The organism is Novosphingobium silvae (genome assembly GCF_009856825.1).
Lineage (GTDB): Bacteria > Pseudomonadota > Alphaproteobacteria > Sphingomonadales > Sphingomonadaceae > Novosphingobium > Novosphingobium silvae.
Map to the genome: position 1 here is coordinate 26053 of NZ_WVTD01000007.1, position 24733 is coordinate 50785.

Below are 24733 nucleotides of genomic sequence, written 5' to 3' on the forward strand. Positions count from 1 at the left end.
TTTGTTCAGAAGCGTGCACCGGCAACGAAAATCGCGAGGGTCAGGAAGCGACGATTGCGGTAGCCGGCTGGCTTTGCGGCGGGCGGGGCGACTTCCCGTTGAAAAGCAGGCTCAGCACGCGGCTTCTCATAATGGCGAAGTGAGTAAGGATCGAGAGCGACAGGGATCCGAGCACCAGGACGCAGAACAGCGCCAACCTTCCGTTTATCATAGGCGAGAGGAGGGCGAAGAGCGCCGTCAGGTAGAACAGATGCACCAGGTAGATCGTGTAGGAACACCGCGAGAGGAACAGGAGCAGCGGCGGGGCGGACCGCGCCGTCCGGGCGTGGGCGAATATCGTCAGCGCCAGGAAAACGCCCGAACCGGTGAACATGGCGTACATCACCAGCATGGCCAGCCTGTGGTCGAGTCCGGGGATCGCGACGACATCGTAGCCATCGGGCTGTTGCATCCAGATATAGGCAGCGGCCGAGGCCACGAACAGCGCCAGCATCGGGCGTAGCGGCAGCCGCTGCGCCAGCTCGCAATGGGCCAGGAGGTAGCCGAAAGCATAGAAGACGCCCATCACCGGAGTGGCAGCCAACCGGTGCAGGTTCGCCCAGGCACCTTGCGCTTGCGCTACTGCGGGAGAGGTCATGAAAATGGCCGCCACCGCCACCTTGGCCGCCAGAGCCGTCACGAAGAGCGCGAAGACTGTAAGCCATAGCGGCGCGTGGTCCACGCGGCGGGCGAGCACCGGCACGATGCGCCGCATTCCGCTTCCTTCGAAAAGGGCGGTCAGCAGGCTGAAGGCTGCCAGCGTGTATAGGAACCAGACATGTCCGATCAGGATGATGTTGGCAAAAGGATCCCCGGTCGCCAACCAGTCGGTCAGGCGAGCGAAGGTCAGCCACGTGACGGTGGCCGGCACGAGCAACTGCACCGTGCGCGTCCGCAGCCAATCGACAGGACCGCGCTTGCCGATCGACCTGGCGGCGAGGTATCCGGCGATGACGAAGAAGCCCTGCATCCGGGCCGAACGCGAGGCTTCCTCGATCCAGGAATACCCGCTCGTGTCGCCGGGCAGCGTCCTGATCAGGACCGCCGCGTGCACGAGAAGCCCAAACAGAAGCAATGCGCTGCGCCAGATATCCAGCGCTACGAGACGTTCCTTCAACTCAAGCCCCCGGCACCGTTGCGCGACGAGGTTAACAGACAATCGAACCTGCGGGATCGCGCCTTGATCCGTTTTCGAGCCTTTCGAAATGCGAACGGATGCAGCGGGGGATAGCTAGGCTGGCGGTCGGGAGTCCCAAAAGGAAAAACCCCGCCAGACCGAGGGGCCTGCGGGGTTTTCTGGAATGGTGGGCGTAGCAAGGATTGAACTTGCGACCCCTACGATGTCAACATAGTGCTCTACCACTGAGCTATACGCCCATTCCATTCGAGCGCTCCGACCGGGTGTCCCCGTCGGAGGACTGGCCCTTTAGCGGTGCCTTTTCGGCATGGCAAGCGCCTTGCGAAGAAAAATTTCAATCAGAGTGTTGCGTGCTCGGTAAGGCCGAAGATCCGCTGCACCTCCAGCACGATATCGCGCAGGTGGAAGGGCTTGGAGAGGACCTTTGCCTGTGGAGCCTCGCGGCTGGCGCGCAGCGTCACGGCGGCGAACCCGGTGATGAACATCACTTTCGTGGATGGAGAAATCTCGGCGCATTTCTGCGCAAGCTCGATGCCGTCCATCTCGGGCATCACGATGTCGGAAAGGAGCAGGTCGAAATCGTCGCTCTCGAGATGGGGAATCGCGGCAGTGCCCCGATCGACCGCGACCACGCTGTAGCCTGCGTTCTGCAGGGCGCGCGCCAGATAAGTGCGCATGGCGTCATCATCTTCGGCGAGGAGAATGCGGATCATCGCTGGGTTTCCAGTCTCGAAATATCTTATCGTATGCGACGCAGGGCCTTATGCACGAACGCCATACCGCAACCACCGTTAAATTTCTTGCCCCATTTGACGCTGACCGGGATCGGGACGCTTTGACACGACCACCGGAAACGCACAGCGTCCGTCCATGGTCGAGCGGTCGGATGAGAGTGATTCGCAGATTTCCGGAGGATACATCCCCGGAATGCCGGGCGACGCGGCTTTCGTTCTCGCCGGGGGTGCGGCTTCGGCCATTCCGGTGCTCGTCGCGGCTCCGCACGCAGGACGGCTCTATCCTCCTTCGCTGATGCAGGACTTCCGTCATCGCGCGGCAGATGCCTTGCGGCTCGAGGACCGACACATCGATGCCGTGGCGCAGGGCGTGGCGCAGGCAACCGGAGCCGGCCTGCTCGTAGCGCGCGCGCCGCGTGCGATGATCGATCTCAACCGTGCACCCGAGGACATCGACTGGGACATGGTCGAGCGCGCGGCCCGGCCGATCGGTGGAACCCCCTTGCCGAGTCGCCGCGCGCGTAGCGGGCTCGGGCTCTTCCCCCGGAGACTTCCCGGGCTGGGTGAACTGTGGCGCCGGCGGCTGGATGCCGGAGACGTGTCGGCGCGCCTTGGCGGCATACACGAACCTTATCATCTGGCATTGGAGGCACAGTTGATGCGGTTGCGGGAACGCTGGGGCGCAGCCTTGCTTGTGGACCTGCACTCCATGCCGCCGCTTCCGGTTAGGCCTGGGCAGGCGGCGGCGCAGATCGTTGTAGGCGACCGGTTCGGGAGCAGTTGCCACGGCAGCATCGTGGCGACAGCCTTCGCGCATTTCGCACAATGCGGGCGCGAGGCGGCGCACAATCGTCCCTATGCCGGCGGATACGTGCTGGACCGCCATGGTGATCCGCGCAAGGGCATCCATGCCATCCAGATCGAAATCGATCGTAGCCGCTACCTCGATGAAAAGCTCGTGGAGCCGGGCGAGGGGATGGCGAGCATGATCGCGGACATCAACGCGCTGGTGAGCAAGCTGGCGCCGGTTGTCGCCGAGCTTGGGCAGAATGCAGGGGGGTGGTCGCTGGCAGCGGAATGACGGCTGTTCCGGCGGACAAGCGGGCCTGAGGCATTAAAAAACCACCTCGCGCGATGCGCGAGGTGGCCAAGGTTCAGGGAGGAGGTGCATCGAAATGCACCAACCCGAACGGGCCATGAGGGTAGCGCCGGCCGGGCACGAGTTACATACGCACCCGGTGCCGGACATTCAAGTGATTCGTGATGCAGTGCCGGGTAGAAAAGTCCAGACCTCTGTTACGAGCTTGTTCAGAATTGGGCGGGACTGTGACAAAAGTGTCATAACCCCGCCCTCTGAATGGTTAATCAGGCGTTTTCGGAAGTCTGCAGCGGCAGGTTGGGAACCTTGCCCTGCGATGCCTGGCGGCCGAAGATGTCGCGCACGAGCTCCAGCGAGAACAGGTGTGCGTAGATCAGCGGCAGCATGCCGTTCTGGTTCCACTGGCGAAGCACATCGCCGCGCACTTCGCGCAGCTTGTTTTCGTCGATCATCTGGAAGCCGCGATAGTTGAACGGCGGCTGCCCGTTGCCCAGATCGATGTTGAGCTCGCCATCCATGAGCAGCTTGTGCTTGGTCAGCTCGGCCATGAACTGGGCGGTCTTGGTGCCCGCGATCTCGAAGTTCTCACAGAACTTGAGCATGTTGGTGGTGGCGTCGCTTGCCTGGCCGTCTTCGGTGAAAAGCGGCTGGCCGTCTTCCATCTCGCCGACGAGGTCGCTGGTCGGGTCGATGCACAGCGACAGTTCCTCGGCGTCCTGGCGCAGGCGGGCGAGCATGAAGGGATAACGGCGCACGTAGGCCGGGATGTAGACCGGATCCTTCAAGGTGCCGTCTTCATCGACGAAGACGTTCACGCCCTCGTTCATGCCCATCAGGACGAGGGGGATCGGATCGGGCCCGGCCGTGAAGATGATCGGGAAGTTGCGCTGCGCCTGGGGGAACTCCTCCACGGTGAGCGGAACCGAGTTGATGCCGGCCAGCCAGGTCGCCTTGTCCGTCGAACGCGTCTTCCAGCTCGAGTGCTGCTGCGAGTTGAGCGGGATGAGATCCTTGTAGAACAGGGGCAGGGCAGGATTCTGAGGCGCGCTGGCCATTGGGGTACTCTCCGCGAGGTAGGCAGTCTGTGAAGGCGCCCGCTTTAGTGATTCGGCCTGCCGCGTGCAAGCACGACCCCTTTGTAGGGGCCGGAGCCTCAGTAGCCGCGAAGTATCACAGAAGCTTGCCCGGATTGAGCAGCCCGTGAGGATCAAGGGCCTGTTTCACCGCGCGCATCATCGAAAGGGCGACCGGGTCTCCCAGGCGGCCAAGTTCGTCGCGCTTCAGTTGCCCTATCCCGTGTTCGGCCGAGATCGAGCCGTTCCATTGCGTCACAAGGTCGTGAACGCGCCGGCTGATCGCCTTGCCGTCCGCAGCGTGCCATGCCGGGCCGTTGGTTACGGACGGGGCGATGACATGATAATGGACGTTTCCGTCGCCCAGATGGCCGAAGGCGATCGCTTCGGTTCCGGGCCATTCCGCTTCGAGCATGGGCACGGTGGTCTCGACGAACTCGGGCATCCTCTCCACGGGAACGGAGATGTCGTGCTGTACGGCCGGGCCGCGCGCACGCTCTGCAGCGGGAACGGTTTCCCTGATTCGCCAGAACGCCTCGGCCTGTGCCTCGCTCGTCGACATGGCGGCATCCTCCAGCAGTTCGCGCTCGAAGGCCTGCTCCATCATTGCCTCGCAGCGATCGCGAAGCGTGGCGGCGGAGGCGCCATCGGCAACGACCTCGATCAGCACGTGCCAGGCATGGCGTCCTTCGAGGGGTGCGCGGGCCTGAGGCATGTAGTCGCGCACGGCATCGATGCTGGCCTGGGGCATGACCTCGAAGCCTTCGAGCGCCTCGCCCGCGGCGTCCTCGCAATGAAGCAGGAGTGCGCGCGCGGCGGGCAGCGAGGACACGCCAGCCCAGATCACCACCCGCTCGGCGACTGCCGGCACGAGCCTCAGCGTCGCGGCGGTCACGATACCCAGCGTGCCTTCCGATCCGACGAGCAACTGCTTGAGATCGAAGCCGCGGTTGTCCTTCTTGAGCGGGGTAAGGGCCGAGAAGACCTGCCCGTCCGCGAGCACCGCCTCGACGCCGAGCACGAGCGCGCGCATCGAGCCGTGACGCAGGACCTGCGAGCCGCCCGCATTGGTCGAGATGAGACCTCCCACAGTGGCCGATCCCTTGCCGCCGAGCGTAAGCGGAAAGCGAAGACCCTGCGCCTCGGCGGCTTCGTGCAGGGTTTGGAGGACGACGCCTGCTCCGCATGTCACCTGACGGGCCTGCGTGTCGATCTCGCTGATGGCGTTCATCCGGCGCAGCGAGAGCAGCAACGCCGTTCCGCTCGCGTCCGGCGTGGCCCCCCCCGACATTCCGGAATTGCCGCCCTGCGGCACGATGGGAATACGATGGGCCGCGCAGAGCCGCACCAAGGCCGAGAGCTCCTGCGTATCGGCTGGCGAGGCAAGGGCCAGGGCACGTCCGGTAAAGCGCCCACGCCAGTCGGTCAGCCATGGCGACAGGAGATCGGGATCCTGCGTCAGCCCGCGAGGACCAAGCAGGGCGGCGGCTTCGTCGAGAAAGGATCGGGACGCGGTCATGGCGCTCGATATGACACATGGCGACAGTAGTTTCACCTGCCTCTTGAGGTGATGGCCGCCGCCACACTGGAAAGAACTGTTGCAGGAATACATCGGACACCTGATGCCTTCGTGCACAAGGGGTTAAGCGGCGGTTCAAGCTCTTGCCGTATAGGGCGCGTGTCGGCATGCCGATGTCCGGGACGTATCGCGACATGACTTTTGCCTCCGCCCTGATGTATCCTTTCCTGCTGCTGCTTCCGGCGGCCGGCGCAAGCGATGGCCCGCTTGGCCCGGAAGGCGCATCGGGAGAACCCGCGGGAGGGGAGCCGGTCCCGGCGCGCGCCTGGCCAGACCTCGAGCTTCCTTTGCCGAAAGCCGACCCGCGGTATTCCGGACGTCTCGTCGATAAGGCCTTTCCGCAGGACGCCTGGCAGGTGCGGATCGAGCAGCGCATGACCATCCGCATCACGCCGCGCTCGGCGGCGCCGATGCCGCCGGACATGTTCGTGGGAATGCCGGGAGGAGATGGCGTTCCGCAGTTCGTAGAGCGCAAGATAGGCAAGTGCCTTGCCGCTTCGAGCATCGCCAGCGTCCGCCCTGACAGAGCCAACCGACTGCTCCTGTTCATGCGGGACCGGCGTATCGTCAGTGCGGAGCTTGATCGCTCCTGCCGTGCGCGCGACTTCTATTCGGGCTTTCTTCTGGAGCGCAGCGAGGATGGCCGGATCTGCGTCGATCGCGATACGCTCCTGTCCCGCAGCGGCATGAACTGCAAGCTCACTCGCCTTCGCGAACTGGTCGAGCAGGATCGCTAGGAGCATCGTCGCCCGGCAGCGCGGATTTCCTTGACTTTCGGGGCATTTCCCGCGAAGGGCGCACAGTCGCGCAACAGGTGGCCCGGTGGTTTTTCATCCGCCGAGCGGGCTGTGGCCCCATTGACGATCTTTTTTCCGGATAAATCCAACGCCTATGAGCTTCGCCGATCTCGGCCTGTCTGATGAATTGCTCCAAGCGGTCGAGGCTGCGGGTTATACCGAGCCGACTCCGATCCAGGCGCAGACGATCCCGCCCGTGCTGATGATGAAGGACCTCATCGGCATCGCGCAGACCGGAACCGGCAAGACGGCCGCCTTCGTCCTGCCGATGATCGACATCCTTGGTCATGGCCGCCGGCGCGCGCTGATGCCGCGTTCGCTCATCCTTGAGCCCACGCGCGAACTCGCAGCGCAAGTCGCCGAGAACTTCGAGAAGTACGGCAAGAACCACGATCTCAAGATGGCGCTGCTGATCGGCGGCGTGCAGATGGGCGACCAGCTCAAGGCCCTTTCGGGCGGCGTCGACGTTCTGATCGCCACTCCCGGACGCCTGATGGATCTGTTCGAGCGCGGCAAGATCATGCTCACCGGCTGCGAGCTGCTGGTCATCGACGAGGCGGATCGCATGCTCGACATGGGCTTCATCCCCGACATCGAGACGATCTGCTCCAAGCTGCCGGCCAATCGCCAGACCTTGCTGTTCTCGGCCACGATGCCTCCGGTCATCAAGAAGCTGGCCGACCGTTTCCTGACCAACCCCAAGTACGTCGAGGTAGCCCGCCCGGCATCGACGAACACCAACATCGCCCAGCACAAGGTGGCGGTGCCATCGCGCAAGAAGCGCGAGGCGCTGCGCGAGCTTCTGCGAACCGACAACGTCACCACCGCGATCGTCTTTGCAAACCGCAAAACGACCGTGCGCGAGCTTGCCAAGAGCCTGAAGAGCCATGGCTTCTCGGCGGGTGAAATCCACGGCGATATGGACCAGTCCGCACGCAATGCCGAGTTGGAGCGCTTCAAGGCCGGCGAGATCAGCATCCTGTGCGCTTCGGATGTCGCCGCGCGTGGTCTTGACGTGAAAGGCGTGAGCCACGTCTTCAACTTCGACACGCCCTGGCACCCGGATGACTATGTCCATCGGATCGGGCGCACCGGCCGTGGCGGCGCCACGGGCCGCGCCTTCACTTTCGTCGCCCCGGAAGATGCGGAGGCGATCGCCAACGTCGAGAAGCTGACGGGCGGTCCGATCCCGGTCTACGACCTTGCTCTGGGCGAAACGACAGCGCCCGCCGAAAAGCCGGCCCGTCCGGAAAAGCCGCGTCGTGGAGCGAAAGCCGCGCAAGAAGAGAAGTCGCCGCAGGGCGCGAAATCTGACGGCGAGCCTAAGCCTACGCCCAAGCCTACCCGGAGTGGACGCAACCCCGCTGCGCCGGTCGAGGAAGAGCGCGTGGAAGCCGCAGCGCCGGCGCGCAAAGCGCCCAGGGTGCCCAGGCGTACTGCCGATCCTGTCGCAACAGGCGACGATGCAGGCTGGAACGGTCCGGTTCCCCAGTTCCTCGCGGTCTCCGCCCTCGCTTAGTCCATGCCGTGGCGCCCGCTGTGAAGGCGGGCGCGTGGGCAATGGCTGCAGGACGAGCGAGCCGCAGATCAGGCGGGCTTGACGAAGCTGTCGATCACTCGCTTGCGGCCGGAATGCTCGAAATCGATCTCGAGCTTGTTGCCTTCCTGCGCAGCGACGGTGCCATAGCCGAACTTCTCGTGAAAGACGCGTGCCCCCAGAGAGATGTCGGTACGCGGCTTGGCCGCGAAGCTTGCGGCGCTGCGTGAACTTTCCGCCACACGCTTGGGCTTGGGATCGTATTCCTGCGCTGCGGCTCTCTGCCAGCCGGGCCCGCGAGTGGTGATGCGCGAAGGCTGATTACGGGCGACGTCGGCGAATGGATCGGCATGCTCCGACCACTGCGCCCGCCACAACGAAGCGCCTCCGGTCAGCGTGGTCTCGCTTTCGACATGATCTTCCGGCAGCTCCGCGATGAATCGCGACGGGATCGAACTCGTCCACTGGCCATAGATGCGCCGGTTGGCGGCGTGCAGGATCGTGCATTTCCTGCGCGCCCGCGTGATCGCGACATAGGCGAGCCGGCGTTCCTCTTCCAGGCTGGCAAGCCCGCCTTCGTCGAGCGCGCGTTGCGAGGGAAAGACACCTTCTTCCCAGCCCGGCAGGAAGACGTTGTCGAATTCCAGGCCTTTCGCCGCGTGCATGGTCATGATCGTGACCTTGTCCTCATCCGCGGCATTCTCGTTGTCCATGACGAGGCTGACATGCTCAAGGAAATCGCCGAGTGTCTCGTACTCCTCCATGGCGCGCGCGAGTTCCGCGAGGTTTTCCAAACGCCCGGCCGCTTCCGCCGTCTTCTCAGCCTGGAGCGCATCGGTGTAGCCGCATTCGTCCATGACCACGCGCAGCAGATTTGCCGGCGTTTCCGTGCCGGAAAGGTCCCGCCACCGGGCGAAGTCGCGCATCAGGGACAGGAAGGTGTTGCGCGCGCGGGCAGGCAATTCGTCCGTGTCGGCGATCTCGATCGCCGCGCGTGAAAGCGGAATGCCCTGCTGCCGGGCGAGCCTGTGGATGCCTTCCAGCGCCTTGGCGCCAAGGCCACGCTTCGGGGTGTTGTAAATCCGCTCGAACGCGAGGTCGTCGGCAGGCTGCGAGATGACTCGCAGATAGGCCAGCGCATCGCGGATCTCGGCGCGCTCGTAGAAGCGGAAGCCGCCGACGATGCGGTACTTCATGCCGATGGAGATGAAACGGTCCTCGAACTCACGGGTCTGGTACTGCGCGCGGACAAGGATGGCGATCTGGTCGAGCGGAGCGCCCTCTCGCTCGAGCCGCTCGATCTCGTCGCCGACCCTACGGGCTTCCTCCGGCCCGTCCCATACACCGATGATGCGGACCTTGTCGCCCGCATGGCGCTCGGTCCACAGCGTCTTGCCGAGGCGCTGCGTGTTTTCGTCGATGAGGCCGGAGGCTGCTGCGAGGATCTGCGGGGTGGAGCGGTAGTTCTGCTCGAGCCGGATCACTTTCGCCCCGGGAAAATCCTTTTCGAAACGCAGAATATTGGCGACTTCGGCGCCGCGCCAGGAATAGATCGACTGGTCATCGTCGCCCACGACGCAGATGTTCTGGCGGCCCTGCGCGAGGAGGCGCAGCCACAGGTACTGGACCTGGTTGGTGTCCTGGTACTCGTCCACCATGACGTACTTGAACCGGCTCTGGTACTGCTCCAGCACCTCTCGGTTGGTACGCAGGATGTTGAGCATGTGAAGCAAGAGGTCGCCGAAATCGCAGGCGTTCACCGCCTTCAGCCGGTCTTGATAAAGCTGGTAGAACTTCTGGCCCTTGCCATTGGCATAAGCCTCGCTCTCACCCGCGTCGAGATCCTGCGGATTGAGACCGCGGTTCTTCCAGCGATCGATGCAGCCGGCGAGCTGCCGGGCAGGCCAGCGCTTTTCGTCCACCCCCTCGGCCACGATTAGCTGTTTCAGGAGCCGCAGCTGGTCGTCCGTGTCGATGATCGTGTAATTCGATTGCAGCCCTACCAGTTCGGCGTGGCGACGCAGCATCTTCGCGGCGATCGAGTGGAAAGTGCCGAGCCATGGCATGCCTTCCACCGCCGGGCCGATCAGTTGCCCGACGCGCTCGCGCATCTCGCGGGCGGCGCGGTTGGTGAAGGTCACGCAGAGGATTTCGCTGGGCCATGCAAGCCTGTTCTGGACCAGGAACGCGAGCCGCGCGGTGAGCGCCGCCGTCTTCCCTGTTCCCGCCCCCGCCAGCATCAGGACCGGCCCGTCGGTGGTCAGCACAGCTTCGCGCTGGGGAGCATTGAGACCCTGGATCAGCGCTTCGGAAGAAGGAGAGGATTGCAGATTGTTCACCGTGAACAACTAGGGAACGAGGCAGCGCTGCGCAAGCCCGCTTCGTCGCAGCCACGGAACTATTCCGAGGGCCGATCGTCGCTAAGCCATCAAACAGAACGAATGGAGAGTGAGAAATGCACAAGCTTCTCCTTGCCGGCTCTGCCGCCGTCGCGCTGATGGCGACGCCCGGTGCCTACGCCCAGAACACCCGCGAACTTCCTGCCCAGACGACGAACACCGGCTCACCTGCGCCTTCGAGTTCGGCGCCTGTCCTGACGTCCGAACAGAAGGCGATCCACGACGCCTGGACGGCGCAGCAGAAGGCTGACTATGCGGCCTGGCCGAACGACTACAAGGTCTATTACTGGACGCTCAATGCCGAGCAGCAGGAAGGCTACTGGGCGCTCACTGCCGACCAGCGGGGGCAGATCTACAAGATGACGCCCGAGCAGCGCCAGATGGCCTGGAATTCGGTCGTTCAGCAGATGAACGGGCAAACGCCTGCCACGCCCGCAGGGCAGGCGAATCCTCCGGGGCAGGGCGTGCCGACGGCCGGGGTTCCGGACCCGCAGACCGCATCGCAAGCTGCGCGTCCTGCGATGCCGGCGGACGAGAACTATCAGGGCGGCCCCTACAAGGGCGCACTCACCCCGCCGCCCGCCACGGCAATGGACAAGACGTATCCCAAGTGCAGCAAGACGGTAACTGATGGCTGCGTCAACCGCGGCGGCATCTGACCCGAGGCGACTCCCGCGTCTGAAAGGGAGAGGGCGCTGGACGAGCGCCCTCTCTCTGCTCAGGCCGTACGCCGCAGCAGGTGCAGCCGCGCCTTGCCAACATCGCGCTGGGTCTCGGCCTCGAAGCCCTTGATCGAGATGTTCTCGCCCTTGGCTGTTTCGAGGCAGACCCAAGTCGATTCGGCGATCCATCCCAGGCGCGCCAGCTTGTCGACGGCCACGGCTCCTGCGCCGGTTTCGTAAGGCGGATCGAGCAGCACCAGGTCCAGCGGTTCCTTGGCCGGGCCGAGCGACATGACCGAGCAGGCCCGCACGTCCGAACGGGTCTGCGCGCGCAAGTTGGCGATATTGGTCCGGATGGCCCGGATCGCTGCGGCATCCTGGTCGACGAAGAGGCAGCTTTCGGCTCCTCGTGACAAGGCCTCGAGGCCCAGCGCTCCCGATCCTGCGAACAGATCCGCGACCTTCAGCCCCTCGAAGTCCCCCAGGCGGCTCACCAGCATCGAGAAAAGCGTCTCACGCGTGCGGTCTGCCGTGGGCCGCGTCGCATCGCCCGGCGGGGCCGCGAGCTTGCGACCGCGCCACTCTCCGGCGACGATGCGCAGAGTGCCGGTCAAGCCTTGCTCTCCTTCGCGGCCGTCGCCGGCAAAGTGCGGCGGAACCCTTCAAGGTCGCGCGGCAGCACTTCGTAGGCCGCCCCCTTGGGCAAGTCGCCCAGTACGAAGGGGCCGTAGGCGACGCGGATCAGGCGGCTTACCTGCAGCTCCAGCGCTTCGAGAACACGGCGCACTTCGCGGTTCTTGCCCTCGGTCAGCGTCATCTCAATCCACTGGTTACGGCCGGTGCGCCGTTCCATGTTGGCGTCGATCCGGCCGTAGATCACGCCATCCACCTCGATGCCCTCCATCAGCTCCTCAAGACGCGCCTGCGTGATGTCGCCGAAGGTACGGGCCCGGTAGGTGCGCGGAACGCCGGTCGCGGGCAGCTCCAACTGGCGCTTGAACTCGCCGTCGTTGGTCAGAAGCAACAGGCCTTCGGTGTTGAGGTCGAGCCTTCCGATCGGCATGACGCGGCCGGAACCCTGCGGCAGGGAATTGCGCAGCGCCGTGTAGATCGTGGGACGCCCGGCCGGATCGCGCTCGGCCGTGATGAGGCCCGAGGGCTTGTGGAAGACGAAGAGGCGCGTGCCTTGCGCTTCCGCCACCGGGTTGCCGTCCACGGTGATGCCTTGCAGGCTGGTGAGCACGGTAGAGGGCGTCTCTACCACGGCGTCGTTGAGCCGGACCCGTCCCTCGATGATCAGACGCTCCACCTCGCGGCGGCTCGCGATACCGGCGCGGGCAAGCAGCTTGGCGATGCGCTCTCCTTCGCGCGCAGGGAGAGTGGGATCCTTCGGCGTCGGCGCCGCAGCGCGGGGCGCAGGGCCGGGCCGCGCGATGGGACGCCGCGGAAGCGCCGTATCGCTTCGGCGCGGTCCGGCGCCACGGCGCTCCTCGCGGGTGTCGCGATCGTTCCTCGCCGGCCCTCGTGAATAAGTGGCTCTAGGCGCGCCGTCACGCGCATCGCGGCGCGGCGTATCGCCTCGCGAATAGCTGCGAGGGGCGTCTTCGCGCGAGGAGCCGCGTGGCCGGCTTTCACGAGAGGTGGCATCGCCCCTCTCGCCCCTCTGCGCGTCTTCGCGGCGGGGCGGACGGGGCGCGGCTGAACGCGGCGCACCGCGCGGGTTGTCGGTCCGGCGTGCGTCGTCGCGCGGGGCTGTGCCGCGTGTGCCGGCGGGGCCCGACCGGGAGCGTTCTGTGCCGCGGGGCGCGTCGGCCGTGTCGCGGCCTCTGCCGCCGCCGGAACGTTCGCCATCACGCGAGCCTCGACCACGCGGCGCGTCGCCGAGCCAGGAACGATCGCGGGGCGGGCGGCCACGGCCGGAGCCGCCGGACTTGCTGGGAGGTTTGGACATCCGAGCGCCCATACCTGTTGATCGCGTTTTCATCCAGCCTTCCCTTCGAGCCCGTGGCCGCTAAGTTGCGGGACTGGCCGATGCGGGCCTGCAGCGAGGAGACAGGCGTGAGCGCCCAGGACAGTGTTGAGCGGCGCAGCGTATGGGGATCTGTCAGGCCCTATTTTGAAAGAGAATCGCTTGCAGCGTTCATGCTGGGGCTGTCCTCGGGCTTCCCCTACGCGATGATCGGCGCGACGCTGACCACCCGCCTCGCGCAGGACGGGATCGACAAGAAGGTGGTGACCGCCTTCACGCTGGCCTTCCTGGTCTACAACCTCAAGGTGTTCTGGGCCTGGATCATAGACGGAGTACGGTTGCCGCTGCTGCACCGGTTTGGGCAGCGGGTTTCGTGGATGCTGGTCTGCGGCGCGGCGGTGATCGCGGCCGTCATCAACCTCGCCCTCGTCGATCCGGGCACCCACCTGCAGGCGACGGTGGTCGCCGCGGTGCTGGTGGGGATCGCCGGGGCAAGCTTCGACATCGTGATTGACGCCTATCGCATCGAAACGCTGAAACCGTACCAGCTCGGCACAGGCTCGGGCATGAGCCAATACGGCTGGCGCATCGGCTCGGCAGGGGCGGGCGCGCTGGCGCTGGTGCTGGCGGCGCGATACGGATGGAGCGTGGGCTACATGGCCTGCGCCATGTTCGCGTTGCCCGCCATGCTGACTGCGGTCGTGCTGGGAGAGCCCGAGCGCCGCAAGGTCGTGGTAGAGAAAAAGGGCGTCGCGGAAGTATGGTCCTCCATCGTGGGGCCATTCGGTGAGTTCTTTCGCCGCAACGGCGCGCTGCTGGTCCTGCTCTTCATCCTGGTCCACAAGATCGGCGACACCTTGGCGAACCTCACGTTCCGGTTGCTGTTCGACGACCTTGGCTTCAGCAACGACGAGATCGCCATCTATGACGTCGGCCTTGGCTTCTGGGCCTACCTCATAGGCGTGTTCATCGGCGGCGTTGCGTTTGCGCGGCTGGGCCTGAAGCGATCGGTCATGATCTCGCTGGTGCTGATGGGTGTGTCCAACCTCAGCTTCGCGCTGCTCGCCGCATCGGGTCACAGCAACTGGGGTATGGCAGGCGCCATCGGGTTCGAGAACATCGCCAGCGGGTACGGCGGGGTCGTGGTGATCGCCTACTTCTCGGCGCTTTGCGATCTTCGCTACACCGCCTCGCAATATGCTCTGATCTCCGCCGGCGCGAGCGTGATCGGCCGGTTTCTGACAGGCACCACCGCAGGTGCGCTGATCGAAGCCCTGGGCTACGTTAACTTCTACCTGCTGACGACCCTTGCCGCAGTGCCCGGCATCGTGCTGTTCTGGTGGATGAGCCGCACAGGTCTCGTCGATCAGGCGATGGGCTCCGCCGGCGAAGTCGACGCGGATGAGCCGGACGAACGGTCGAGCTGATCGACCGGCGTCAGTCGGGCAGTTCGCCGTTTTCCCGCAGCACGGCGCCGGCAAGGTATAGGGAGCCGGCGATCAGCACTGCACGAGGATTGCGCGCCTCAAGCTGTCGCAGCGCCGTGGCGATGTCCGGTGCGCTCGATGTGTCGGTCACCCAGCCTGCAAACGCTTCGGGAGGATGGCATTCGTGGCCCGGCACCGGAACCAGCGTCACGCTTTCCACATGGCGTTGAAGAGGCTCCAGAAGCGCTGCCGGATCCTTGCCGGCGATCATGCCGAGGATCAGGTGAGGGGCGATCTCGCGCTCGCCAAGGAAGCGGGCAAGGGCGCTGCCTGCATCGCGGTTGTGCCCGCCATCGAGCCAGACCGGCGTACCCGGCACGAGCTGGGTAAGAGGACCCTCGCCAAGGCGCTGCATGCGCGCAGGCCAACGCGCGCCGCGAATACCGGCGGCGATCGCTTCGGGATCAAGGCGCAGCACGTCCTGCCGCCGCAGCATGGCGACGGCAAGGGCGGCGTTGTCCGCCTGATGCGCGCCGGGAATCTGCGGCACCGGCAACGTGAGGGAGCCGTCGCCGTCCTCGAACCAGAGCGCATCGCTTGTCGCGCGTGCGTTCCAGCATTGCCCCCGCCAGAAGAGCGGTACATGGTCCGAAGCGGCAAGGGATTGCAGCACCGCGATCACATCGGATGGATAATCCTGGGTCACCAACGGCACGTTCGGGCGGCGAATTCCCGCCTTCTCGAAAGCGATCCGGGACAGAGGCTCCACCGGGGTGCCGTCTTCCGGCGCAAGGAGGAAGCGTTCGTGGTCGATCCCGAGCGATGCGATGCCGCACACGAGCGGGGCCGGCAGCACGTTGGTGGCATCGAAGCGCCCACCAAGGCCGACCTCGATCACGCAGGCATCGGCCGGATGGCGCGCAAAGGCAAGGAAGCTGGCGGCGATCGTCGCCTCGAAAAAGCTGATCGCAAGCTCGCCCGCCGCGTCCAGCACTTCGGCGAGCAGGCTGGCGAGTTCATCGTCGCCGATCAGATTCCCGGCAAGGCGAATCCGCTCGTTGTAACGCACCAGATGCGGACTGGTGATGGCGTGGACCTTGTAGCCCTGCGCCTCCAGAATGGCGCGCAGGTATGCGCAGGTCGAGCCCTTGCCGTTCGTGCCCGCGACATGGAATGCAGGCGGAATGCGCAGGTGCGGATCGCCGAGGCGCGAGAGCAGCTCGCGGATCGCATCGAGACCGATCCGACCCGAAGGCAGCGAGAGGGCGGCCAGCCTGTCGAGCTGCGCCTGCACGGCGGGCGCGTCCGACACTGCGAAGTCGCGCATCTCAGCGCGCGGCGTGGACTGCCTGCGCGAGCGTTGCAGTATACTCCTGCAAGGGGCCCGGCGCGGCGTCGCCATGCTGCTTGACGATATCGACGAAAGCCGAGCCTACCACCACTCCGTCCGCCACCCGTGCGATTGCCGCGGCCTGTTCGGGCGTGCGCACGCCGAAGCCAACCGCGACCGGGATGTCGGAAGCGGCCTTGAGCTGTGCCACCGCATCCTCGATCGAACCCTGTGCAGCCTGCTGCATGCCGGTGATGCCCGCGACCGAGACGTAGTAAAGGAAGCCTGAGGACCCTTCCAGCACCTTGGGCAGGCGCACGGCGTCGGTTGTGGGCGTGGCCAACCGGATCAGCGAGACGCCGCTGTCGCGAAGAGCCGGACCCAACGAGGCATCTTCCTCGCTCGGGATGTCGACGCAGATCACGCCGTCCACCCCTGCCTTTGCGCACTCCTGCGCGAACCACTCCGGCCCACGCACCGTCATCGGGTTGGCATAGCCCATCAGCACCAGCGGAACCTGTGGATGACGCTGGCGAAAGTCCGCAGCGATCCGGAAGATGTCGGAAGTGCGCGTGCCCTTCGCGAGCGAACGCAGGTTCGCTTCCTGGATGGCTGGACCATCGGCCATGGGATCGGTGAACGGCATGCCCAGCTCGATCACGTCGGCACCGCCGGCAACCAGCGCGTCGAGGTTGGCTGCGGTATCACCGTCGCCCCCGGTGATGAAGCAGACGAGCGCGGGGCCATTGGCGAAAGCGTTTTCGAAGCGGGTCATCAGGAGAACAGCGTCTTTCCGGAGAAGCGGAGGAGAGCGGCCGTGAGGCCGACGAAGACGGCAAGGTAGCCGAGGTTGAAGGCGATGTCGGTCCAGCTTCCCCGAAACGCGAAAGCCCAGAAGTATCCGGCCCCGGACAGATCGAGCGAGCGCGCCCGGACGAGGTCCGCCAGCACCTTGATCGCCGGGAAGACCGCCATCCAGAGCACGGTGGCATCGATCAGCGACCGCTGCCACCCGCCTTTCTTCAAAGGTCGAACCCCAGCGCCTCGGCGACGGTGAAGATGTCCTTGTCGCCGCGCCCAGAAAGGTTGACGACCAGGACCTTGTCAGCGTCCATCTCGGCGGTCAGCTGCGGAAGCGCTGCCAGTGCGTGAGCGCTTTCGAGAGCCGGGATGATGCCTTCCAGCGCGCAGCACAGCTGGAACGCCTCGAGTGCCTCATCGTCGGTGATGGGCACGTAACGCACACGGCCGCTTTCGTGCAGCCACGAGTGCTCCGGGCCAAGTCCCGGATAGTCGAGCCCGGCCGAGATCGAGTGCGCCTCGGTGATCTGCCCGTCCTCGTCCTGCAGCAGGTACGTCTTGTTGCCGTGGAGGATGCCGGGCCTGCCGCCTGTCAGCGATGCGGCGTGCTGACCGCTTTCGATGCCGTGGCCGGCGGCTTCGATGCCCACCATTGCCACTTCGGGATCGTCGAGGAAGGGGTGGAACATACCGATCGCATTCGATCCGCCGCCGACGGCAGCGACCAGCATGTCGGGAAGGCGTCCCTCGGCCTCGAGCATCTGGACTCGCGTCTCGTCGCCGATCACGCTCTGAAAGTCGCGGACGAGTTCAGGATACGGATGCGGACCCGCCGCGGTCCCGATGATGTAGAAGGTGTCGTGGACATTGGCGACCCAGTCGCGCAGCGCCTCGTTCATGGCGTCCTTCAGCGTTTCCGCGCCGCTGGTGACCGGGCGGACCTCGGCACCGAGCAGCTTCATGCGGAACACGTTGGGCTTCTGCCGCTCAACGTCCTTGGCGCCCATGAAGATGGTGCAGGGCAGACCGAACCTGGCCGCGACGGTAGCCGTGGCGACGCCATGCTGGCCCGCGCCGGTCTCTGCGATAATGCGGGTCTTGCCCATGCGAATGGCCAGGAGGATCTGGCCGACGCAGTTGTTGATCTTGTGCGCGCCGGTGTGGTTCAGGTCTTCGCGCTTGAAGTAGATCTTGGGACCCTTGCCCGCGGGGGCGAGGCCGCGGAAATGCTCTGTCAGGCGCGGGGCCGGATATAGCGGGCTCGGCCTGCCGACGAAGGTCTTCAGCAGGTCGTCGAGCTGCGCCTTGAACTCCGGGTCGTGTCGTGCGGCGCGGTACTGCTTCTCGAGGTCGAGAATGAGCGGCATCAACGTTTCAGCCACATAGCGTCCGCCGAACTGGCCGAAGTGACCGGTCTCGTCGGGGAGCGTGCGCCAGGAGTTCTTGGCCAGGTTCGCGGGCGGTTGTGCTGTCATGACACCGGCGATTGGCAGAGGGCCGAGCCCTTGTCCAGATGCCATTGCAACGGCGCTGCCGGGGGCGCGGGCACTGGGGAGCAACCCCCTCGTTTGCAAATGCAAACAACGCAACTGCTCAGAGGGAAAAGTATCATAGTGGGCAAAAGCTACGGTTTCGTGACGTTTCGGGGAAAAAGCTAAATTCTCGTTCATCTTCGCGCAAGGCAGCGGGTTCCAGCCGCAGCGCTCCCGGTGAGGGCCGGGATTTGAGTACTGGAGTTAAGAATATGCGTATTGCACTTGTTTCGCTCGCCGCCGTCGCCTCGCTGGCCGCAGCCGCCCCCGCCACGGCCAATGAAGCCCGCGTCGAAGCGCGCACCGGCGTCATCTGGAACGGCAGCGACAGCGAAGCAACCGTGGGCGTGGCAGCAGGCTATGACTACGATCTCGGCGAGAAGCTCTTCGTCGGCGTTCAGGGTTCGGCCGACAAGATCCTCACCGACAACACTCGCGTTTCCTGGGGCGTTGGCGGCCGCATCGGCGTGAACGTTCAGCCGGGCACCAAGGCATATGCCCTGGCCGACTGGCAGTCGAAGAACAGCCGCTACGGCAACAGCGCTGTCGGCGTGGGCGGCGGCATCCAGCAGGACGTGGGTTCGCGCTACTACCTGAAGGCCGAGTACCAGCACCTGCTGATCGGCGACAACACCCCCGACGCCGACCGTGGCCTCGTGGGCGTGGGCGTGAAGTTCTGATCACGCTCTGACAGCAACCTTTGGCCGCCGCACGCCCCGAGTGGGCGGCGAAGGTTTGGGAAGGGCGGTCCGCTGGGCCGCCCTTTCTCGTTCAGGCGCCGGCGACCGCCGCGCAGAACGCGGCGATGCGATCCGCATCCTTGACCCCGGGCGCGATTTCGACGCCGGATGACGTGTCCACCAGAGGCGTCTTTGTGCGCCGGATCGCCTCGGCGACGTTTCCGGGCTCGAGCCCGCCCGCCAGACCCCATGCAACCGGGCCTTTCCAGTTCGCGACGAGGTTCCAGTCGAAGGCGAGGCCCATGCCGCCGGGCAGGGCGCCCTTCGGGGTCCGGGCATCGAACAGGACGAGATCGACCGCCTGCGCATAGGCGGAGGCTCGTTCGACGTCTGCAGCGGAGGCGACGCTCAGCGCTTTCCATACGGGGATGCCGAAACGGGAGCGAAGCTGCGCCGCGCGCTCGGGTGTTTCGGCTCCGTGCAGTTGGATGGCGTCGAGACGGGCTGCGGCAACCGCTTCGGCCAGCAAGGCATCGTCGGGATCGACGAAGAGACCGACACGATTGATCCGGCCTTCCGCGCGGGCGGAAAGCAGGGCCGCATCGGCGGACGTGACGGCGCGCGGGCTCTTGGGGAAGAACACAAGTCCGATGTGGTCGGCACGGGCACGGATGGCTGCTTCGAGCGCCTCGGGAGTGCTGATGCCGCAGATCTTTATCGCCGCCGTCGGCATGTGTCTTGTCGCCTCGCAGGGTGGTTGCAGGTGCTATCTAGCGTCCCGCAACCGCGCTGCAATGCCTTGTTCCGGCCGTCTGGCTCAGGGGGCGAGTTCGAACTGCACCGTGACGTTGACGTTCATCTCGAGTTCCCCGGCAACGACCGGCGGAGCGGCTGCGACGTCCATCGCTTCCTTGCGCACGTACATGACCGGCTGCGGCACGTACCCGCCGCTCTCCCCGATCGAGACGATGCGCACCACTCGAAGACCTGCCGACCGCGCGTAGAGATCGGCGCGCGCCCGGGCGGCCTTCATCGCCTCGACCCGTGCCTCGTCCTGCGCGGCCTCCGGCTTGTCGAGCATGAAGTTCGGTCCGTTCACCTGGTTCGCGCCTGCGGCGACGAGAGCGTCGATGACTTTGCCCATGTCGGCCAGCTTGCGCTGGCGCACGGAGACGGTGTTGGTCGCCTGATAGCCGACGATGCGCTGCGGACCGTCCTCGAAATTGCCGTCCGGCAGTCGCTTCGGCTGCGCATAGACCGGATTGACGTTGAGATTACTGGTCTGGATGTCGCGATCGGCAAGGCCTGCGCGCTTGAGAGCGGCGATGACCTGCGTCATGCGCGAGGAATTGGCCGCAAGCGCTTCACTGGCCGAAGTGCCCTGCGTGGTCACGCCTGCGCTGTAGCTGGCAAGGTCCGGCGTGCGGGTGGAAGAGCCCTGCGCCGTGACGGTGAGGAGAGTGTGGCCCGCCTCTATCGCAGGCACGGGACCTGCCTGCTGGGCCAGTGCCGGAACGGCGGAGCACAGCATGGCGCCAAGAGCAGTGGCGGCAATCAGGGGCAGGCGTTTCATAGAGGTCGCACTCCGTTCACGTGTTCGCGGGAAGCAACGATCTGGAGGTGCCCGGGTTGCACTGCGCTGAACGGCAGAACGACCCCACGTTAAGGTGAACGGAGTTTGTCCCAAGACGAGGGGCTTCGGAGGTGCCCCGGCATGAGGATGCCTCAGAGGGTGGCTTCGATCGCGCGCGCAGCGGCCAGCGGATCCTCGGCGCGGCTGATCGGCCGACCGATGACGAGCACGCTGGCGCCTGCATCGCGCGCTTCACGCGGGGAAACGATGCGCTTCTGGTCACCCTTGCCATTACCGGCGCTGCCGTTCGCCCTCCCTTCCGCAGGGCGCAGGCCGGGGACGACGAAGTAGCCGTCCTTCCACTGGCTGTGCACCGCGCCCACTTCGTGCCCGGAGCAGACAATGCCATCCAGCCCGGCGGAATGGGCGAGCTCCGCCAGACGCAGGGCCTGTGCGTGCGGGTCTGCGGCGCTGACACCGATGGCGGCGAGATCGTCACCATCAAGGCTGGTGAGCACCGTCACCGCGACGACCTTGCAGTTCTCGCCTGCAGCGGCCTTGGCATCCTCCATCATCGCGCGGCCGCCCGCGGCATGAACCGTGACGATCGAGGGCTGCAGCACGTGGATGGCCTGCATGGCGCCTGCCACGGTGTTGGGGATGTCGTGCAGCTTGAGGTCGAGGAAGATCGGCAAGCCGATCTTGTGAAGCTCGTGGACGCCGTGGTGGCCGTGGGCGCAGAAGAACTCCAGCCCCAGCTTGATCCCGCCGATGTGCCCGGCAACCTTGCGCGCCAATGCCTCCGCAGCGTCGAGGCGGGGAAGGTCGAGCGCGAGGTAGACGGGATTGTGGTTCATGGCTTGAGCGGTTCCGGAGAGGTTTCGGTGATGGTGGCCTGGTCCGCTTCCGGGACCATGGCGGGAGTTGTGACAGGCTGCGCCGGCGACGAGGAAAGCGCCGTGGTCGAATTGGCCCGCAGCGAATTTTCAAGGCTGGCGATGCGTCGGTTCAGCCGCCAGCGCACGGCCCGCAGGTACAGCCAGACGGGCAGCATGCCGAGGCCGAAGAACAGCAGTGCCACGAAGCCGACGGGCCAATCGAAATGAATGTAGTTGCCATTTTCGAGCGGCCAGAAATTCACCGGCGCCCGGTTCCAGTTCATCGCGATGAACGCGACGAGTATCGCGGTTACCACGATCCATGCGATGGTGCGAATGACCTGCATGCTACCTCCTGCTATCGCCCGCGAAAACACGGATGCTAGGCGGGATTGGGGGGCAAGGGAAGGGCCGAGAGCGCCTTGATCCGGAGCAAAGATGCTTTCCGGTCAGGGTACCCGCACTTCGTTCCGGTCGTCCCCGCTGAGGCAGGGACGGCCGTCCGGCGGCTGACGATCAGGCGCCGAACACCCGGGCGAAGATCGTGTCGACGTTCTTGAAATGATAGTCGAGGTTGAACTTGTCCTCGATCACCTCGGCCGGAAGCGCTGCGGCGACTTCGGGGTCGGCCTTGAGCAGTTCGAGCAGGCTGAGCTGGCCATCCGATTCCCACACCTTCATCGCGTTGCGCTGAACCAGGCGATAGCTCTCGTCGCGCGAGAGGCCTGCCTGCGTGAGCGCCAGAAGCACGCGCTGCGAGTGGACGAGGCCGCCCATGCGGTCGAGGTTCTTCTGCATTCGCTCGGGGTAGACAAGCAGCTTGTCGATCACGCCGGTAAGGCGGGCGAGCGCGAAGTCGAGAGTGATGGTGGCATCCGGGCCGATGAAACGCTCGACCGAGGAATGCGAAATGTCGCGCTCGTGCCAGAGCGCCACGTTCTCCATCGCCGGAACGACGGCTGAGCGTACGACGCGCGACAGCCCGGTGAGGTTTTCGGTCAGCACCGGGTTACGCTTGTGCGGCATCGCCGAAGAGCCTTTCTGGCCCGGCGAGAAATACTCCTCCGCCTCGAGGACTTCGGTACGCTGGAGGTGGCGCACCTCGATGGCGAGGCGCTCGATCGAACTGGCGATGACGCCGAGAACAGCGAAGAACATCGCGTGCCTGTCGCGCGGGATGACCTGGGTGGAGACCGGCTCGACCTCAAGGCCCATCTTGTCGGCAACGTACAGCTCCACTGCCGGATCGACGTTCGCGAAAGTGCCCACCGCGCCGGAGATGGCGCAGGTCGCGACTTCCTCGCGCGCGGCGACGAGGCGCTTGCGGCAGCGGGAGAACTCGGCGTAGGCTTCGGCCATCTTGAGGCCGAAAGTCACCGGTTCCGCGTGGATACCGTGGCTGCGCCCGATTGTGGGAGTGTACTTGTGCTCCTCGGCGCGGCGCTTGATCGCGGCGAGCAGGGCGTCGATGTCGTCGAGGAGGATATCGGCGGTCTTGACCAGCTGCACATTGAGCGTGGTGTCGAGCACGTCGGAACTGGTCATGCCCTGATGCATGAAGCGGGCCTCGGGGCCGACCTGCTGCGCCACCCAGTCAAGGAAAGCGATGACGTCGTGCTTGGTCACCGCCTCGATTGCGTCGATTGCGGCGACATCGATCTTCGGGGCAGTCGCCCACCAGTCCCACAGGGCCTTGCCGGCGCTGGCGGGCACGGTGCCCATCTCACCCATCTTCACGGCCGCGTGGGCCTCGATCTCGAACCAGATGCGGTAGCGTGCTTCGGGTTCCCAGATCGCGGTCATCGCGGGGCGGGCGTAGCGGGGGACCATGTTCGACTCCTTTGGCTCTGCGCGGGTGCCGCTAGGCGGCGCAGCCGCGAAAGGCAAGCACAGGAAGGTAAGGGCAGAACCTTCCGGCTGCGGGCGACGCCCTGAGCGATCACCAGCTGAAGGTGAGGCTCGTTTCGCCGCTGCACTGGCCTTTGGCATCGAAACTGCGCTCCAGGATGATGCCCTGGCCCTGCCTGTCCACCGCGATCACGGTGCTGCAGCGAGTGCCGTATGTTTCGTTGCGGATGAACACGGGGGAGAAACGCGGCTCCGGCCCGCCGCCTGGCGCGGCAGGCGCCGGCGTCTCGTCGCGCAGCGCGTCAAGCAAGGGTGCCGGATTCCGGGGATCTGCATGCAGCCAGCCTGAGATCGCCCCGGCCACTTTCAGGGTCTTGGGCCAGGGAACGTCGAAGCCGCCGTTGGACAGGCCGTGAATACCGGCAGACAGCTCGCGGGTCTCGATCGCCGGATGATTGGTGAGGAACCAGGCCCGCTCGCCCTCGGCAAGGATCAGGTTGAACGGGTTCATCCGGGCCATCGCAGGCGCAGCCTCGGGGTGCAGCCCTTCCTCGAGGAGGTCCGTTACCAGTTTCCCGCGCGAAGGTCGCCCCGGCTGTGCCCCCTCCGGCACGCGGTAGTTCGTAACGAGCGCGAAGCGGCCGGGCGTACCCTGCGCCGCTTCCGTGACGCCCAGCCAAGTGCCTCCGGCCGTAAGGTCGGTCCCGGCGATGATCGCGCGCCCGTCCCAGCGCGAAAGTGCCGCGGTGGGCCGCGCGTGGTACTCATCGCGATTGCCGGCCGCGACGAGTAGCCAGTCGGGATGCGCCTTCCAGGCAACGGCGGCCACGCACATGCGCTAGATCAGGCCTTTTGCACGAAGGGACACGTGGCCCTCCCGCCCGATGACGATATGGTCGTGGACGCTGACGCCAAGGAGCCGGCCTGCTTCGGCGATGCGATTGGTGATCTCGATGTCCGCGCGGCTCGGCTGCGGCGAGCCGGAGGGATGGTTGTGGACCAGGATGAGCGCCACCGCGCCAAGGTCCAGGGCGCGGCGGATCACCTCGCGCGGGTGGATCGCGGCCTCGTCGATCGATCCTTCCCCCACGAGGTCGTCGAGGATGAGCATGTTGCGGGTGTTGAGATAAAGCACTCGCACGCGCTCGACCGTGAGATGGGCCATGTCGATGGTGAGATAGTCTATCAGTGCCTGCCACGAGCCGATCACCGGTGCCTCGCGCACTTTCTGGCGCGCCATGCGCGTGGCCGCGATGGTGACCACCCGCAGCGCGGCGGCGGTAGCTTCTCCCATGCCGGGGTGAGCGCAAAGCGTGCGCGGGTCGGCCTGCAGCACGTCCGCCAGTGATCCGAATCGCTGGAGCAGGCTGCGCGCCAGCGGCTTCATGTCGCGGCGCGGAACCGCCTGCATCAGCAGGAGTTCGACGACCTCGTGATCCGCCAGTGCTTCTGCCCCTCCGTCCAGCAACCGCTTGCGCAGTCTCGTACGGTGGCCGCTCGCATCGTGGATGGCTCCGTGCTGGACGTCGGCGCGGGGATCGGCGGCGGCCGAGGCAGCGGGCAGGAGAGCCGGAGCGTCATCGAAGAGTGGTGGCTGATCTGGCATGGTGCGCACAAACAATTGCCTTTCCCGCGCGG

The 24733-nt window shown here is 65.5% G+C and carries 24 protein-coding genes and 1 tRNA gene; 6 read left to right on the top strand and 19 right to left on the bottom strand.

The features are described from left to right. Nucleotides 1-40 precede the first annotated feature (40 nt). From GR702_RS10795 to cpdR, 3 genes are all read right to left on the bottom strand, one after another. Nucleotides 41-1156, bottom strand: a complete 1116-nt coding sequence (locus GR702_RS10795) for an acyltransferase family protein (protein ID WP_160985908.1) — start codon at nt 1154-1156, stop codon at nt 41-43. A gap of 185 nt (nt 1157-1341) precedes the next feature. After that, nucleotides 1342-1416: transfer RNA gene (locus GR702_RS10800), tRNA-Val, on the bottom strand. 99 nt (nt 1417-1515) lie between these two features. Then, entirely contained in the window at nt 1516-1890 is a 375-nt protein-coding gene (cpdR, locus tag GR702_RS10805) for a cell cycle two-component system response regulator CpdR (protein ID WP_160985909.1), read from the bottom strand. A 157-nt stretch (nt 1891-2047) separates the two neighbouring features. On the opposite strand from cpdR, the gene GR702_RS10810 reads away from it, so the two are divergent. Next, the gene (locus GR702_RS10810) at nt 2048-2992 is read left to right on the top strand and encodes an N-formylglutamate amidohydrolase (protein ID WP_160985910.1); all 945 of its coding nucleotides are present in this window, start codon (nt 2048-2050) and stop codon (nt 2990-2992) included. A gap of 284 nt (nt 2993-3276) precedes the next feature. On the opposite strand, the gene GR702_RS10815 is transcribed toward GR702_RS10810, so the two are convergent. Next, complete coding sequence (locus tag GR702_RS10815) at nt 3277-4065, bottom strand: SapC family protein (protein WP_160985911.1); 789 nt, start codon at nt 4063-4065, stop codon at nt 3277-3279. A 115-nt stretch (nt 4066-4180) separates the two neighbouring features. Beyond that, the gene (locus GR702_RS10820; protein WP_160985912.1) at nt 4181-5602 is read right to left on the bottom strand and encodes an FAD-binding oxidoreductase; all 1422 of its coding nucleotides are present in this window, start codon (nt 5600-5602) and stop codon (nt 4181-4183) included. A gap of 194 nt (nt 5603-5796) precedes the next feature. Between GR702_RS10820 and GR702_RS10825 the strand changes: the two genes are divergently transcribed. Continuing rightward, nucleotides 5797-6399, top strand: a complete 603-nt coding sequence (locus GR702_RS10825) for a hypothetical protein (protein WP_160985913.1) — start codon at nt 5797-5799, stop codon at nt 6397-6399. 154 nt (nt 6400-6553) lie between these two features. Next, complete coding sequence (locus GR702_RS10830; protein WP_160985914.1) at nt 6554-7978, top strand: DEAD/DEAH box helicase; 1425 nt, start codon at nt 6554-6556, stop codon at nt 7976-7978. Nucleotides 7979-8046: 68 nt separating this feature from the next. Here GR702_RS10830 and GR702_RS10835 read toward each other — a convergent pair whose 3' ends face one another. Next, nucleotides 8047-10335, bottom strand: coding sequence for a UvrD-helicase domain-containing protein (locus GR702_RS10835; protein ID WP_160985915.1), 2289 nt, complete (start codon nt 10333-10335; stop codon nt 8047-8049). A gap of 116 nt (nt 10336-10451) precedes the next feature. On the opposite strand from GR702_RS10835, the gene GR702_RS10840 reads away from it, so the two are divergent. After that, the gene (locus GR702_RS10840) at nt 10452-11054 is read left to right on the top strand and encodes a hypothetical protein (protein ID WP_160985916.1); all 603 of its coding nucleotides are present in this window, start codon (nt 10452-10454) and stop codon (nt 11052-11054) included. A gap of 59 nt (nt 11055-11113) precedes the next feature. On the opposite strand, the gene rsmD is transcribed toward GR702_RS10840, so the two are convergent. Together rsmD and GR702_RS10850 are read right to left on the bottom strand one after the other, a co-directional pair. Beyond that, nucleotides 11114-11671 (bottom strand): 16S rRNA (guanine(966)-N(2))-methyltransferase RsmD, encoded by a 558-nt coding sequence (gene rsmD / locus GR702_RS10845; RefSeq protein ID WP_237449671.1) that lies wholly within the window; start codon nt 11669-11671, stop codon nt 11114-11116. Continuing rightward, nucleotides 11668-13008 (bottom strand): pseudouridine synthase, encoded by a 1341-nt coding sequence (locus GR702_RS10850; protein WP_160985917.1) that lies wholly within the window; start codon nt 13006-13008, stop codon nt 11668-11670. The genes rsmD and GR702_RS10850 overlap by 4 nt, the downstream gene beginning before the upstream one ends. 107 nt (nt 13009-13115) lie before the next feature. On the opposite strand from GR702_RS10850, the gene GR702_RS10855 reads away from it, so the two are divergent. Beyond that, nucleotides 13116-14453, top strand: a complete 1338-nt coding sequence (locus GR702_RS10855) for an AmpG family muropeptide MFS transporter (protein WP_160985918.1) — start codon at nt 13116-13118, stop codon at nt 14451-14453. A 10-nt stretch (nt 14454-14463) separates the two neighbouring features. On the opposite strand, the gene GR702_RS10860 is transcribed toward GR702_RS10855, so the two are convergent. From GR702_RS10860 to trpB, 4 genes are read right to left on the bottom strand one after another with little or no spacing between them, the layout of a single operon-like run. After that, a complete protein-coding gene (locus GR702_RS10860; RefSeq protein WP_160985919.1) occupies nt 14464-15780 on the bottom strand; it encodes a bifunctional folylpolyglutamate synthase/dihydrofolate synthase in 1317 nt (438 codons plus the stop codon). 1 nt (nt 15781) lies between these two features. Beyond that, nucleotides 15782-16558, bottom strand: coding sequence for a tryptophan synthase subunit alpha (trpA, locus tag GR702_RS10865; protein WP_160985920.1), 777 nt, complete (start codon nt 16556-16558; stop codon nt 15782-15784). Further along, nucleotides 16558-16809 carry a hypothetical protein gene (locus GR702_RS10870; RefSeq protein ID WP_160985921.1) on the bottom strand — a complete coding sequence of 84 codons (252 nt, stop codon included), beginning with the start codon at nt 16807-16809 and terminating at the stop codon, nt 16558-16560. The genes trpA and GR702_RS10870 overlap by 1 nt, the downstream gene beginning before the upstream one ends. Beyond that, the gene (trpB, locus tag GR702_RS10875) at nt 16806-18059 is read right to left on the bottom strand and encodes a tryptophan synthase subunit beta (protein ID WP_160985922.1); all 1254 of its coding nucleotides are present in this window, start codon (nt 18057-18059) and stop codon (nt 16806-16808) included. Before trpB ends, GR702_RS10870 begins: the two co-directional genes overlap by 4 nt. 269 nt (nt 18060-18328) lie before the next feature. Here trpB and GR702_RS10880 point away from each other — a divergent pair, with 269 nt between their 5' ends. After that, nucleotides 18329-18796 carry an outer membrane protein gene (locus tag GR702_RS10880; protein WP_160985923.1) on the top strand — a complete coding sequence of 156 codons (468 nt, stop codon included), beginning with the start codon at nt 18329-18331 and terminating at the stop codon, nt 18794-18796. Nucleotides 18797-18887: 91 nt separating this feature from the next. Here GR702_RS10880 and GR702_RS10885 read toward each other — a convergent pair whose 3' ends face one another. The 7 genes from GR702_RS10885 to radC form a co-directional block, all read right to left on the bottom strand. Further along, the gene (locus GR702_RS10885; protein WP_160985924.1) at nt 18888-19529 is read right to left on the bottom strand and encodes a phosphoribosylanthranilate isomerase; all 642 of its coding nucleotides are present in this window, start codon (nt 19527-19529) and stop codon (nt 18888-18890) included. Between the two features lie 84 nt (nt 19530-19613). After that, complete coding sequence (locus GR702_RS10890) at nt 19614-20369, bottom strand: SIMPL domain-containing protein (RefSeq protein WP_160985925.1); 756 nt, start codon at nt 20367-20369, stop codon at nt 19614-19616. 152 nt (nt 20370-20521) lie between these two features. Continuing rightward, the gene (gene pyrF / locus GR702_RS10895; RefSeq protein ID WP_160985926.1) at nt 20522-21226 is read right to left on the bottom strand and encodes an orotidine-5'-phosphate decarboxylase; all 705 of its coding nucleotides are present in this window, start codon (nt 21224-21226) and stop codon (nt 20522-20524) included. Continuing rightward, entirely contained in the window at nt 21223-21594 is a 372-nt protein-coding gene (locus GR702_RS10900) for a LapA family protein (protein WP_160985927.1), read from the bottom strand. The genes pyrF and GR702_RS10900 overlap by 4 nt, the downstream gene beginning before the upstream one ends. A 169-nt stretch (nt 21595-21763) precedes the next feature. Continuing rightward, entirely contained in the window at nt 21764-23077 is a 1314-nt protein-coding gene (gene purB / locus GR702_RS10905) for an adenylosuccinate lyase (protein WP_160985928.1), read from the bottom strand. A gap of 109 nt (nt 23078-23186) precedes the next feature. Then, the gene (locus GR702_RS10910) at nt 23187-23930 is read right to left on the bottom strand and encodes an NRDE family protein (RefSeq protein ID WP_160985929.1); all 744 of its coding nucleotides are present in this window, start codon (nt 23928-23930) and stop codon (nt 23187-23189) included. Nucleotides 23931-23933: 3 nt separating this feature from the next. Further along, a complete protein-coding gene (gene radC / locus GR702_RS10915; RefSeq protein ID WP_160986072.1) occupies nt 23934-24701 on the bottom strand; it encodes a RadC family protein in 768 nt (255 codons plus the stop codon). Nucleotides 24702-24733: the final 32 nt, after the last annotated feature.